This window comes from Eikenella sp. HMSC071B05, from assembly GCF_001811325.1.
In the GTDB taxonomy this organism is placed as follows: Bacteria; Pseudomonadota; Gammaproteobacteria; order Burkholderiales; family Neisseriaceae; genus Eikenella; species Eikenella corrodens.
Window position 1 is genome coordinate 17,989 of the sequence record NZ_KV804539.1, and the last position, 13,120, is coordinate 31,108.

General features: G+C 57.1%; 9 protein-coding genes and 1 pseudogene. 2 read left to right on the forward strand and 8 right to left on the reverse strand.

All coding sequences use genetic code 11. The annotated features are described in order from the left end of the window. Positions 1 to 86 precede the first annotated feature (86 nt). A pseudogene (locus HMPREF2796_RS10680) lies at positions 87 to 366 on the reverse strand (transcriptional regulator). 204 nt (positions 367 to 570) lie between these two features. Between HMPREF2796_RS10680 and HMPREF2796_RS01035 the strand changes: the two are divergent. Further along, a complete protein-coding gene (locus tag HMPREF2796_RS01035; protein WP_070630265.1) occupies positions 571 to 1,386 on the forward strand; it encodes a S24 family peptidase in 816 nt (271 codons plus the stop codon). A gap of 452 nt (positions 1,387 to 1,838) precedes the next feature. Here the strand turns inward: HMPREF2796_RS01035 and HMPREF2796_RS01040 are convergent, their stop codons facing one another. From HMPREF2796_RS01040 to HMPREF2796_RS01070, 7 genes are all read right to left on the reverse strand, one after another. Further along, positions 1,839 to 3,284 (reverse strand): TolC family protein, encoded by a 1,446-nt coding sequence (locus HMPREF2796_RS01040; protein ID WP_070630266.1) that lies wholly within the window; start codon positions 3,282 to 3,284, stop codon positions 1,839 to 1,841. Positions 3,285 to 3,483: 199 nt separating this feature from the next. After that, a complete protein-coding gene (locus HMPREF2796_RS01045; protein WP_070630267.1) occupies positions 3,484 to 5,421 on the reverse strand; it encodes a MacB family efflux pump subunit in 1,938 nt (645 codons plus the stop codon). A 122-nt stretch (positions 5,422 to 5,543) separates the two neighbouring features. Beyond that, a complete protein-coding gene (locus tag HMPREF2796_RS01050; RefSeq protein WP_070630268.1) occupies positions 5,544 to 6,707 on the reverse strand; it encodes an efflux RND transporter periplasmic adaptor subunit in 1,164 nt (387 codons plus the stop codon). A 209-nt stretch (positions 6,708 to 6,916) separates the two neighbouring features. Continuing rightward, complete coding sequence (locus HMPREF2796_RS01055) at positions 6,917 to 8,257, reverse strand: M16 family metallopeptidase (protein ID WP_070630269.1); 1,341 nt, start codon at positions 8,255 to 8,257, stop codon at positions 6,917 to 6,919. 128 nt (positions 8,258 to 8,385) lie between these two features. After that, complete coding sequence (locus HMPREF2796_RS01060) at positions 8,386 to 9,696, reverse strand: M16 family metallopeptidase (protein WP_070630270.1); 1,311 nt, start codon at positions 9,694 to 9,696, stop codon at positions 8,386 to 8,388. Positions 9,697 to 9,824: 128 nt separating this feature from the next. After that, positions 9,825 to 10,340, reverse strand: a complete 516-nt coding sequence (locus HMPREF2796_RS01065) for a cupin domain-containing protein (RefSeq protein ID WP_070630271.1) — start codon at positions 10,338 to 10,340, stop codon at positions 9,825 to 9,827. Positions 10,341 to 10,524: 184 nt separating this feature from the next. Continuing rightward, positions 10,525 to 11,331 (reverse strand): cytochrome C assembly family protein, encoded by an 807-nt coding sequence (locus HMPREF2796_RS01070; RefSeq protein WP_070630272.1) that lies wholly within the window; start codon positions 11,329 to 11,331, stop codon positions 10,525 to 10,527. 304 nt (positions 11,332 to 11,635) lie between these two features. Between HMPREF2796_RS01070 and ffh the strand changes: the two genes are divergently transcribed. After that, complete coding sequence (ffh, locus tag HMPREF2796_RS01075) at positions 11,636 to 12,997, forward strand: signal recognition particle protein (RefSeq protein WP_070630273.1); 1,362 nt, start codon at positions 11,636 to 11,638, stop codon at positions 12,995 to 12,997. Positions 12,998 to 13,120: the final 123 nt, after the last annotated feature.

Sequence of the window (13,120 nt, forward strand, 5' to 3'; positions counted from 1 at the left end):
CTGTCGTCTGATGGTTCTCATGGTAAAAATTTATCAATCGAGAATTTAAATTCGTGATTTTTTAGCCTGTTATCCGTACAATACATTTACGCATTACACGCACGGCGCAATACAGGCTGGAAATTTCGTGCCGCATACCGTTGTGGCCAAATTTGTTCTGGCTTCATGCCCAGCGCATCAGCAATGACCCGTTCGCTCTTGGGATAAGGTTTGATTAAGGCACCATAAAGAGTGGTTGGATGCACGTTGGCTTGTGCTGCCAGTGCGCGAATCGCACCAACCCCGTTTTTTCAACGCAGCGATGATGTCTGCACGGTGCCAATCCAAAAGCTCCGGTGTTACTTTTTGAGCTGTATTTTTTTTCATCTTGAATACCTATTTTTTGTCAGTTGGGGAATTGACTAGATGTAGGTATTATAGCGTTAAACTTAAAATTAGCAAGTATAATTTATAGCGTTAAACTTAAAATTTATGAGATTTTATTAGGTTTAGTTATAAATATATGATTTAAAGAATAAAATATTCTAAGATTAACGTTATAGTTATTTATAGGTTGGGGTTAGTCTTTGTATGGAGAACTTTAACGTTGAGTTTGCGAAGCGCATGGAGATAGTTGTGAAGAGGCTTGGCAGCGTCTCCGAGCTAGCAAGAAGGGTGGATGTAGCCTACCCGACGGCCACAAAATGGGTTAAAGAAGGTGCTGAGCCCAGTACCACCAACCTGATCAAAATCGCTGACGCCTCTCAAGTGAACCTGTTATGGCTGGCCACAGGGCAAGGTGCTCCCTATTTAGAAGGAGAGCAAAGTATTTCTGACGAATTAAAGCAGGAAGGGCAGCGAATACTGCAAGAGCAGTTAAAGAAGACCGATCAGATAGTAAAAAGTCTGCAAGAAGCTAGGCGTATAAGCCGGATAGGCAGCACTCAGCCATTAGATGTAAATGGGAATGTTGTAGATATTGATGAATTTGTCTTTATCCCGTTCTATGAAGTATCTGTATCTGCTGGGCAAGGCGCTTGGGTGGATAACGACCGGCCAAAATCCTGCCTCGCCTTCCGCCGCGATTGGCTAGAGAGCTACATTACATCTGATTTTTCCACGCTGACAGTGGTCATGGTTAAAGGTGACAGCATGGTTGGCGTGCTAAATGATAAAGATGCCATCTTGGTCGATCACAGCCAAACCGAGGCCTCTGATGGCCTGTATGCTTTGCGCATTGGTAACGAGACTTTTGTCAAACGTGTTCAACGCCTGCCTGATTCTTTGCTGATCACCAGTGCCAATCAGGAATATCAGCCGTTCACGGTACCGCTGGAAAATGGGGATGCTGCCAGCAGTAATGTATCTATTATTGGTAAAGTAGTTTGGCTTGGCCGTGCTCTTTAAATGCCCGCCTCCTGATAAAACCATAATTGCTTAAATTCTGCTTTAAAAGCGTTTAATCCCCATTCATTCCGGTGCAAAAGATAACGCATTTTTTATCAAACTAAAGCAAAAGCTGGTGCAAGTTTTTTCTCGCGCCAGCTTCGCTCAAATCCGCACCTGATAAAGTTTTCCGCCGTTTTTTGCCTCCGGTCATCCCAGTGCAAAAATAACCACCTCCCCACAGTTTGAGCTGTATTGATGCTTTTCAGGTAGCCTCTTGAGCCGTTGGCAATTGCCGAGATAGCAGCAAAATGTCAGGGCAATACCAACCTAATCATCAAGATTCAGGTAGTCTCCCGCCAGGTAATGGCTGTTTGCTGCTGGTATGACCAAAGGCTACCTGAAAATAACCAAACCGGACGGCTGTATGCCCGTCCGGTTTTTATTGTTTCGCAGGTAAATCGGATGCCGAACTACTGTGCCGGCTGCGCCGTGACGGCAGAAGCTTTCCGGTAACGGCCAGCCATGGCTTTGTACACCATACTTTCGTAGCGCAGGGCTTGGTAGCGGGCTTCGAGCAGGCTTTGCGCGCCGGAATATTCGGTGTTCAGCGCAGAGAGCCAGTCTTTGAGCTCATTGCGGCCATGTTGATAGCGCACGCGGTAGTAGCGGCTATTTTCAACGTCGAGCCGGTGGCGTCGGCGCTGGTTTTCCAGGGCTTGGCGGCTGGCGCGGTATTGGCGGTAGTTGGTATCGACTTCGTTGAGCGCGGTGGTGAGGGCTTTTTCGAAGGCGAGTTTGGCATTTTCAAAGTCGGCTTCGGCACTGCGGTCTTTCCAGTGCATGGTGCGCCAGTTGAGGAAGGGCAGGTTGAGGCTGACGCTGCCGCCCAATATCGGCACGTTGAACAGGTTTTTGCTGTGTTCGGACGAGGTACTCAGCGCGGCGTTCAGCGTGATGCTGGGATACCAGCTGCGGTATTGCGCCTGCTGGCTTTTGAGGGCGGACTGCAACCGGTAGTCGGCGGCGATGAGATCGGGGCGGGCGGCGAGGGTGGAGATGGGCACATTCAAATCGAGCTTGCCGCCTTCGGGCAGTCGGAAGGATTCGGGCTGCACGGCCATGGCCTGGCCGGGGCGCAGGTTGAGCAGGTTGCGCAGAGTGGCTTCGGTGTTGCTGCGGCTCTGTTGCAGCGACAGCAGGCTGTTTTCGGCGGCAAGCAGGGATTGCTCGGCCTGGGTCACTTCTATCGAGGCCACGCGGCCGTGGCGATATTTGCTGCGGGCGATTTGCAGGATTTGTTTGTATTGCTCAATGGTCTTTTCGGTGAGCTTGATGGCTTCGTTGAGATAGGCTACCTGAAAATAGGCATCGGCCACATTATTGATTACAGTCAGGCGGGTAGCGGCCAAATCTTGCTCGGTGGCGCGCTGCTCCCACGCTTGGGCAGAGGCGGTGGCGTTGAGTTTGCGCCATAAATCGAGCTCGTAGCTTAAGCCGAGCTGGCTGCTGTAACTGTGGCTGTTTTGGCGGGTGTCGAGGTTGCGGTTGGCATTCGTGCCGAGCGAAGCGTTGAATTCTGGCACGAGATTGGCGCCGAGAATGTTGGCCTGATACAGGGCTTTGTTCACGCTAACGGCGGCCTGTTTTAAATCCACATTGTTGGCCAAGGCCTGCTCCACCAGGGCGTTGAGCCCGCTGTCGCCGAAAGTTTGCCACCAATCGCCTTCGGTTTGGTAGGCGCATCCGGCGGGATCGGGGCAGTGGCCGCTTTCGCTGGCGGCGGTTTGTACGCTGCCATCGCGCCGAGCTTGGGCGAGGCCGATTTGGGTGTTGGGGGTTTGGTCGATGGCGCAGCCGGCGAGCAGAAGCAGAGCCAGCGCGGCAGCACGGATGGGCGGGTGGGTTGTTTGGTTCATAAACCCTCGTTTCTTGGTTGGGTGTCGGGTGGGTTTCAGGTAGCCTGGATTACCGGTTGGAGGCTACCTGAAAAATCGTTCACTTTAGCTTGCAATCCTGTTCACCCTGTTTTCAGGTAGCCCCTACCTACTCCTTGCAGGCTACCTAAAAATATCGGGCGGTTTTGGCTTGATGGCTGCTCACGCTTACAGCCCGCCGCTAATCGCGCGACAGGGCGGCAATCGGGTTGAGCTTGGAGGCGTTTTTGGCGGGCATGAAGCCAAACAGCACGCCGATAAAGGTGGAGCAGCACACCGCGCTCACGATCGACCAGGTGGAGAACGACATGGCAAATTCGCTGGCCAGCGCGTTGAAGCCCAGGCCGATTAAATAGGAAAGCAGGATGCCGGCCGCGCCGCCGATGAGGCAGATGAGCACGGCTTCAATCAGAAACTGCTGCAAAATATTGCCCTGCCGCGCACCGATGGCCATACGCACGCCGATTTCCTTGGTGCGCTCGGTTACCGACACCAACATGATGTTCATCACGCCGATGCCGCCCACCACCAATGAAATCAGGGCGATACAAGAAATCAGCAGGGTCATCGCGCCGGTGGTTTTTTCGACGGTCTGCTTGATGCTGTCGCTGTTGCTGGTGAAGAAATCTTCCTTGCCGTGCCGCGCCAAGAGCAGCTCTTTGATGCCCTGCTCGGCCACGGAGGTGCTCACGTCGTCTTTGATTTTCACGGTTACCGAGCTGATGTGGCGCTCGCCGGAGATGCGGTTCATCACCGTGGTGTAGGGCGCCCACATTTGCAGGCTGTCGCCGCCGCCCCAGCCGTTTTGGTCTTCGGCGCTGATACCGATCACGCGCAGCGGGCGTTTGCCGAACAGGATGGTTTGGCCGATGGGGTCGGTGCCGTCGGGGAAGAGTTGTTTGCGGGTGTTCGGGTCGATTACCACCACTTGCGCGGCAGCATCCACGTCGGCCTGGTCAAACAGCCGCCCGCGGTCGAGCTTGATGCCGCGCACGCTGAAATACTGCTCGCCCGCGCCGTAGAGCTGGGCGGTGAGGTTGGTGTTGCGGTAGGTAACCGTGCCGCCTGAGGACACCATCGGGGTGATGCTGTCCACATAGCTTTGTTTGCTGATGGCTTCGGCATCGGCGATGGTGAGCGTGCGGATGCGGCCCCGGTGGCGGTCGCCGAAGCTTTTGCCGGGATACACGCCGATGGTGTTGGTGCCGATGGCGCTGATGTCGGAGAGGATTTTCTCCTGCGTGCCGCGCCCCAGCGCCACCACGGATACCACCGACGCAATGCCGATAATAATGCCGAGCATGGTGAGCAGGGAGCGCATTTTGTGCGACATGATGGCCTGCACCGACATTTTGAAGGCTTCCACAAACTGGTCTTTATAAAACAGCCAAGATGGCTTTTCGGTGCGGCTTTCCACGCTGCTGGGCGGGATGCTTTCGTTTTTGCTGGTGTCGGAGATGATTTCGCCGTCTTTGATTTCGATGACGCGGTTGGCAAAGGCGGCGATTTTCGGGTCGTGCGTGACCAAAATAATGGTGTGGCCTTTGGCGTGCAGCCCTTTGATGATTTCCATCACCATCTCGCCGCTGCCGGAGTCGAGTGCGCCGGTGGGCTCGTCGGCCAAGATGATTTCGCCGCCGTTCATCAGGGCGCGGGCAATAGACACGCGCTGCTGCTGGCCGCCGGAGAGCTGGTTGGGCTTGTTGTCTTCCTTGCCTTCCAAGCCCAAATCGGCCAGAAGCTGAGTAGCGCGTTCATACCGCTCTTTCTGATCCATGCCGGCATACACGGCGGGCAGCGCCACGTTTTCGCGCGCGCTTAATGCGCCCAATAGGTTGTAGCGCTGAAAAATAAAACCGAATTTGCGCCGGCGCAACGCGGCCAGCTCGTCGCCGCTCATCTGCGAAGTTTCCACGCCGTCGATTTGATACGAGCCGGAAGTGGCGCTATCGAGGCAGCCGATGATGTTCATCAGCGTGGATTTACCGGAGCCGGATTGGCCGATGATGGCAATGAAATCGCCTTTTTGGATGGTGAGGCTGATGTCTTTCAAAACGTGGACGCGGTTGGCGTCTTCGCCGAAATAGCGGTTGATGTTGCGGCATTCGATTAGGTTCATATGCATACGGCCTTCGTTGCGGCGGGGAGGCTACCTGAAACAATAGAAGCAGGCTTTAAAGCAGAGGTTTCAGGTAGCCTTTGGGTTTTCAGGTAGCCTGATATGGCAAAGTGGGAGCCGGCCTACATCGGCGGGCCGCCCTGCCACTCTTTCACCGTGCCGTCGCTCTCCGACACAATCACTTTCTCGCCCTCTTTCACGCCCGATTTCACTTCGGTGCGCGTGCCGTCGCTGATGCCCACGGTAATCGTGCGCTCTTCCACTTGGTTGTCGGCTTTCAGCACGCGCACATAGCGTTCGCGGCCGCGCTGTTTCACCGCGGTGGAGGGAACGGTGAGCACATTTTTGGCTTCGCCGATCACGATATTGTTTTGCGTGGTCATACCGATGGCGAGCTTGCCGTCTTCGTTCGGCACGAGTGCGCGGGCGTAGTAGTAGATAGCAGTGCTGGTGGTGTCGGTGCTGGTGGTGTAGCTGCCTTGCGACAGGGTGGTTAAGCCCGGATCGACGCTATCCAGCTTGGCTTCCCGTTCGCTGTCGGGGTCGGCCAGGGTGGTAAACAGCAGGGTTTGGCCGGCGCGCACTTTGGTTACATCGCCCTCGGCAATCTGCATTTTGTTCAACATGCGGCTCAAATCGGCCACTTGGCCGATGGCGGGCGTGGTTTGCACCGCGTTCACGGTTTGCCCTTCTTCCACTTTCACCGAAACCATCGTGCCGGAAATCGGCGCGGTGATGCGGGTGTAGCCCAAATCAGCCTCGGCCGTGTTGATGGCGATACGGGTTTGGCGGATGGAAGATTGCAGCTCGCCCACCTGCGCCTTGGCAGCGGCATACGATCCCTGCGCGCTTTCCAGCTCTTCTTTGGAGGTGGCATTTTCCGCCCACAGCGCCTGCTCGCGGCGGTATTTGCGTTCGGCGTTTTGCAGCGCCACGCGGGCAGACACGAGCTGCGCCTGATAGGTTTCCAGCTTGGCCTTATTTGTGTTTAGCGCGTTGAGCTGGGTGGTGGAATCGATTTCGGCGATGAGGTCGCCCTTTTCCACATGCTGCCCGAGCTTCACGTATAGATGCTTGATCTGGCCGGAAGCCTGGGCGCCCACGTCCACCAGTTGTGCGGCGGAAATCTCGCCGGTGGCGGATACGGTTTGGCGCACGTCGGCACGTTTCACTTCTTCGGTGAGATAGGTGATTTGCGGCTTGCTCGGCTTCAAAAAGGCATAGCCCGCTGCGCCCACGGCCAGCGCCGCCACTGCCCACAATGTCCATTTCAACGGTTTTTTCATCTTGTTCCGCCTGCCCCTTCCGGCAGCTGTTAAGAAATGTGGTTATTCTAGAAAACTGCCGCCGCCTGCGCTATCTGATTAACCTATCCTTACCCCGCCGAGGCTTTGTTGGCAGGGCTTTACAGAAATTAGGGTTGCAGAAAAGGCTACCTGAAAGTTTCAGGTAGCCTTTTGTTTGATCACGCTTGGTTCAATCAAGCGGATTGTGCTTAACGCCTTCTGCCGTTGCTGCGGCGGGCGGTGGGTTTGCCGGATTGGGGCATGCCGACCACGGTGGTGTGCAGGCCGGTTACGCGGCGCTGCCAGGCGGCTTTCACTTCTTCGGCGCTTAGGCGGGAAACGGCTGCCGGATAGCGGCTGAGGTAGTCGTCGGGCAGGTTGTAGAGGCCGATGAGTTTCAGGTAGCCCAACAGTTCGGCATTAGTGTCGAAGCGCAGGGGGAAGCTGCCCACGAGATTAGCTTTGGCCTGCGCCAGCTCAGCTTCGGTGGGGCCGTTGGCGGCGAACTCCTGCAACACTTTCTGCGTGTCGGCCAGGGCAGCGGCGGCACGGGATTTTTCAGTGGCGAAGGAGATGGTGAGCGGGCCTTGGGCGCGCAGGGGGGTGAGGCGGGAAGAGGCGCCGTAGGTGTAGCCGTGTTGGTCGCGCAATACTTTCATCAGCCGGCTGTCGAAACTGCCGCCGCCGAGGATGTAGTTGCCCACGGCCAAGGCGTAGTAGTCGGGATCATTCGGGGTGAGGAGAGGCATACCCAATACGATGTGCGCCTGGGTGCCGCTATGCGGCAGGGTTTGGGTTTGCACCGCGCCATGGGTGGCTTCGGGTAGGGGCGGCAAGGCTTGGCCGGTGGGCAAGTCGCCGGTGAGTTTGCTCACGATTTCTTCAGCCTGGCTGCGGCTGACATCGCCCACAATCGCCACCACGGCGTTGCGGCGGGTGAAATATTGCTGATGGAAGCGGTGCAGGTCGGCAGGGGTGATGCGGCGGATGGTTTGCTCTCTGGTGTGGGCGGAATAGCCGTAGGGATGGGTGGGGTACACCTGCCGGGTGTTGGCTACGGAAGCGAGGAAATCGGGCTGGGTGCGGTTTTGTTTGAGGGTTTCCACCGCACGGTCTTGCTCGCGTTTGAGCACGGCGGGATCGAAACGGGGCTCAACCAATACGTCGCGCATCAGGCCGAGGGCAGGGTTGAGGATATCCGGCTTGGAGAGGCTGCGCAGGCGCACGCCGGAGGTGTCGGTGGTGTTGTAGCTGGAGAGGCTCACGGCCAAATCGGCCACGCGCTGGAGCAGGGCTTCTTCGCCCAGGCTTTTGGTGCCGGTGTCGGCTAAGCCGGCGGCGAAATCGGCCACGCCGATTTTGTTGGCGCTGTCGCGGCTGCTGCCGGCATCGAAGGCTACATCGATATCGACAATCGGGTTTTCATGCCGCTCCACCAGCAGCACTTTGGTGCCCTCGGCGGTTTGCCAGCGTTGAATGGGGATATTCTCGGCCAACGCGGCGGCGGGCAGCAGGCAGGCCAGCAGCAGGGTGCGGAACAGGGGTTTCATGGGGATTTACTCCTAAATTTGGATACGGTTTTGGCTGCGCTGAAGCGGGCGCTTTCAGGTAGCCTGTTAATTTAGAACCGGAAGGCTACCTGAAAGATATTCCTACGTTTTCAGGTAGCCTTTGCCGCTTATTTGGATTCGGGATACAGCACCACGGTGGTGTGCTTCTGCGCCAGGAGCCAGCGGGCGGCCTCGCGCACTTCTTCGGCGCTCACGGCCAAGCGGCGGCGGAGAATTTCGTCTTCATCCGTGTAGGAGAAGCCGGCCGACTCCAGCGAGCCGATGTTGGTGGCCTGGGTTTCCATCGAATCTTTGCCAAACTCGCGCGCGGCCAGGCTGCGGTTGCGCACACGCGCCAATTCTTCTTCGCTCACACCGTGTTCGGCAATTTGGCGCACTTCGTTCAAAAACGCTGCCGTGAGCTGCTCGGGCTTCACATTCGGCGCGGGCGTGCCGCTAAACAGCAGCACATCCGGCGAGCGGGTGAGCATATCGTAGCCCATCGAGGCTTCCACGGCGACTTTGCGGCCGCGCACCAGATTGCGCTCAATGCGGGCAGACATGCTGCCGTCGAGCACATCGGCCAGCATATTCAGCGCATAGGGCAGCTTGTCGTCCACTTTGCGCAGAGCGGGCACCTGGATGGCCAAACCCACCACCGGCGAGCTTACCGGCGCGGTAGAGCGGGCAGAGCGGTTGGCCGTTTGCGGCGGCTCGGTTAAATCGTTGCGCGCGGGCAGCGGATGGTCGGGCAGGCTGCCGAACAGTTTTTCCGCGTTATCCAGCACTTCGCCCACCTTCACGTCGCCCACAATCACCAGCGTGGCGTTGTGCGGCGCATACCAGGCGCGATACCACTGGCGCAAATCTTCCGGCTTGAGCGTGTGCAAATCCGCCTCATAGCCGATAACCGGCGCACGGTTTTCCGGCTTGACATAGGCATTCAGATTAATCTGCTCCCACATTTTGCCGTCGGGGTCGTTATCCGTGGTGAGGCGGCGCTCTTCGCGGATTACCTTCATTTCGTTTTCAAAATCGGCATCGCTGAAATTCAGGTTCACCATGCGGTCGGCCTCCAGCTCCAGCACCTGCGGCAAGCTACCCACGGCAAATTCTTGGTGATACACGGTTTCGTTGCGCGAAGTGAAGGCGTTGTCGCTGCCGCCCAGCGCGGAAATGCGTCGGCTGAATTCGCCGGCGGGCACGGTGGGCGTGCCTTTAAACATCATGTGCTCCAAGGCGTGGCTCAGGCCGGTTTTGCCTGTGTGCTCGTCGGCACTGCCCACCTTAAACCACAACTGCGTAACCGCCACCGGCGCACGGTGGTCTTCGCGCACAATTACTTTCATACCATTGGCCAGCACGCGCGACTGAGTTTCTGCCGCCGCCGGCACCACAGAAGCCGCCAGCACAGCGGCCACAAGCAATGAACGGAACATAAGTTTTCCTAAAAACGGGAAGAGGCTTCATGATACCGAAATTTTCGACAAAGGGCACTTGGGGCGGCCTGAATAAAGAGAAAGGCTACCTGAAACTTTCAGGTAGCCTCTGCCGTGATTGCGCCAGATTACCGCGCGGCCGGAGCAGCAGGAGCAGCGTGTGCAGTGTTCTGCAGCTGGCCGATAAAGTTGATGAAGCGCAGCGGCCGGCGACCGGTGTTTCTCAACGAGTGCGACTGGCCGGGGCGGGCGATGGTCACGTCGCCGGCAGACACCGGCACTTCCTTGCCGTCTGAGCCCACAAATATGCCGCGGCCTTCCACAATCAGGTATACGTCTTCATTAATGGTGTGCCCGTGCAGGCCGATGGACGCGCCCGGCGGCAGTGTGAGCCAGCCGATTTCGCGGATCGCATCCTGCTCGCCGGTTTGGTGGCGGGTGTAGGCGAAACGCCCCAGCAGCTTGCCCTCGCCGCCGGCGGCTTTTTCACGGTCCCACTGCTGGAAGTCGGCTGCTTTATACACCTGAATGCTGCGGTCTACCGGCGTTTTGCTCGGCTCATTCGCCGCCGGCGTACCATGCGCCCAAGCGCCGGCGCTGGCCAGCAAAGCAGCAGTGGCAACGGATAAAATCACTTTTTTCATCGGGTATCTCCTGTGGTTGAAATCAAGGGGAAACAAAAGAATCGGGCGCAGAATAACAGCAACGGGGCAACAGTCAAACCTGCAGGCGGGCTTATCTGCCGCTTATTTGATGTATGCCAAACATGGTGCGAACAAAGGCTACCTGAAAATCTTCAGGTAGCCTTTCCCATTCATCCCAACGTATTCATACCCGATGCAGCAACACCTGCAACACAAACTTGCTGCCCACATAGGCCAGCATCAGGCACACAAAGCCGGCCACACACCACAGCGCCGCCGTGCGGCCGCGCCAGCGGCGGGTGCGGTGTAGCAGCAGAATGCCGGCATACACCAGCCACGAAAGCACGCCGAACACGCTTTTGTGCGTGAGCGCGAGCGGCTTGCCGAAAATCTCCAACGGAAACAGCAAGGCGCCGCCTACGGAAATGCTCAGCAGCACAAAGCCCGCCAGCATGCTTTGAAACATCAGCTTTTCCAAGCTCAACAGCGGCGGCAGAAACGATATCAGCGGCGAAATGCGGTGATTGCGCAGGCAGCGGTTTAGCAGCAACACCAATAACGCCAACAGCGCGGCAATGCCAAACAGGCTATACGACAACACCGATGCGCCCACATGCAGCGCGAAGGGCATATTGTCCACTGCATAATCTGCGCCTGGCGCCGGCCACTGCGCGGCAGCCAGCATGGAAAGTGCGGCAAAGGGATAGAGCAGCAGCTGCAAACCCTTCAGCGAATAAAAGAAACTGCCGCACCAATACAACAGCAGCATCAGCCAGGTAGCCAAACACAGAGCATAGCCGATGCCGTTGGGGAAACGGCTGAGCAATAGCGGCTGCCACACCGCCGCCGCATGTGCGGGCAGCAACGCCGCCAGCAACAGCAGCTCGCCTTTGAGCGGATATGGCCGCCGGGCATTTTGCCGCCCAAACCACCAAGCAAACACGCCCATGCCGCCATAGAGCAGCGCGAGCAAAACAAACAATACAGCCATGCTTTTTCCGTGTGTTGCGCGCCTGCTTTTCCATCAGGAAAGCCGCAAAGGCTGCGCGTAATAGTGTAAAATGCCGCGATTTTAGCAAACTTTGCCGCCTGCTAGGGGCTACCTGAAAGCAAAGCTTCAGCGCAATTAAAACGCCGCGCAGCGAAGTTTCTGCCAAACTAAGCCCTGCTTCGGCAAAGTGAACCAATCCGCTATCTGATCCCGAATCAAATCCATTTATCGGCTGGGCGAAATCGCCGGCAACAAAACGAGCCAATGCGGTATCCCGGCGGCTCCACCCAGCACAAGGAAAGCTATGTTAGATAATTTATCCGGCCGCCTCAGCCAGTGGGCAAAAAAAATGCGCGGCCAAGCGCGCCTCTCCGAAGACAACATCAAAGAAGCCCTGCGCGAAGTGCGCATGGCGCTGTTGGAAGCCGACGTGGCACTGCCGGTGGTGAAAGACTTTATGGCCAGCGTGAAAGAACGCGCCGTCGGCCACGAAGTAATCGGCAGCCTCACGCCCGGTCAGGCCTTTATCGGCGTGGTCAACCAAGCGCTCACCGAGCTGATGGGCACGCAAAACAGCAGCCTCAATCTGGCCGCCGTGCCGCCTGCCGTGGTGCTGATGGCCGGCTTGCAGGGCGCGGGTAAAACCACCACCGCCGGTAAGCTCGCCCGCCTGCTCAAAGAAGAGCAGCGCAAGAAAGTGCTGCTGGTGTCGGCCGACGTATACCGCCCTGCCGCCATCAAGCAGCTGCGCCTATTGGCCGAGCAAGTGGGCGCGGATTTCTTCCCCTCCGACGCTTCCCAACAGCCCGTGGCCATCGCCCAGGCCGCGCTCGATTACGCCAAAAAGCATTTCTACGATGTGCTGATGGTCGACACCGCCGGCCGACTGGCGGTGGACGAAGTCATGATGGCCGAAATCAAGGCGCTGCATGAAGCCGTGAATCCGGTGGAAACCCTGTTTGTGGTCGATGCCATGCTCGGCCAGGATGCCGTAAACACCGCCCAGGCCTTCAACGAAGCCCTGCCGCTCACCGGTGTGATCCTCACCAAAATGGACGGCGACGCGCGCGGCGGCGCGGCACTTTCCGTGCGCCACGTTACCGGCAAACCGATTAAATTCATCGGTACAGGCGAAAAAATCGGCGGCCTCGAGCCTTTCCACCCCGACCGCATCGCCGGCCGCATTCTCGGCATGGGCGACGTGCTTTCCCTAATTGAAGACGTGCAAAAAGGCATCGATCAGGAAGTGGCCGAACGCATGGCCAAAAAGTTGCACAAAGGCAAAGGCTTCGACCTGAACGATTTCAAAGCCCAAATCCAGCAGATGCGCAATATGGGTGGCATCGAATCGCTGATGTCCAAACTGCCCGGCGAGATGGGGCAGCTTTCCGCGCAAATCCCGGAAGGCACGGCGGAAAAAGCCATGAGCAAAGTGGAAGCCATCATCAATTCCATGACCCCGAAAGAGCGCGCCAATCCGGCCCTGCTCAAAGCCAGCCGCAAACGCCGCATCGCCGCCGGTGCCGGCACCACCGTGCAGGAAGTGAACAAAATGCTCAAGCAGTTCGAACAGTCGCAAAAAATGATGAAAATGTTTGGCAGCAAAGGCATGGGCAAACTCATGCGCATGGCACAAGGCATGAAAGGCATGTTCCCCGGGCGTTAAACCCTCTGAATGAAACATCAGCAGGCTACCTGAAAATGGTTTTTCAGGTAGCCTTTTCGTATCCGAACAGCTTTGTCGATTAAATATAGTAGATTAACAAAAATCAGGACAAGGCGGCGAGCC

Coding starts and splice junctions, on each gene's coding strand:
- HMPREF2796_RS01040 (WP_070630266.1), bottom strand. CDS start 3,284: ATGAACCAAACAACCCACCCGCCCATCCGTGCTGCCGCGCTGGCTCTG.
- HMPREF2796_RS01060 (WP_070630270.1), bottom strand. CDS start 9,696: ATGTTCCGTTCATTGCTTGTGGCCGCTGTGCTGGCGGCTTCTGTGGTG.
- HMPREF2796_RS01045 (WP_070630267.1), bottom strand. CDS start 5,421: ATGAACCTAATCGAATGCCGCAACATCAACCGCTATTTCGGCGAAGAC.
- HMPREF2796_RS01065 (WP_070630271.1), bottom strand. CDS start 10,340: ATGAAAAAAGTGATTTTATCCGTTGCCACTGCTGCTTTGCTGGCCAGC.
- HMPREF2796_RS01050 (WP_070630268.1), bottom strand. CDS start 6,707: ATGAAAAAACCGTTGAAATGGACATTGTGGGCAGTGGCGGCGCTGGCC.
- HMPREF2796_RS01070 (WP_070630272.1), bottom strand. CDS start 11,331: ATGGCTGTATTGTTTGTTTTGCTCGCGCTGCTCTATGGCGGCATGGGC.
- HMPREF2796_RS01035 (WP_070630265.1), top strand. CDS start 571: ATGGAGAACTTTAACGTTGAGTTTGCGAAGCGCATGGAGATAGTTGTG.
- ffh (WP_070630273.1), top strand. CDS start 11,636: ATGTTAGATAATTTATCCGGCCGCCTCAGCCAGTGGGCAAAAAAAATG.
- HMPREF2796_RS01055 (WP_070630269.1), bottom strand. CDS start 8,257: ATGAAACCCCTGTTCCGCACCCTGCTGCTGGCCTGCCTGCTGCCCGCC.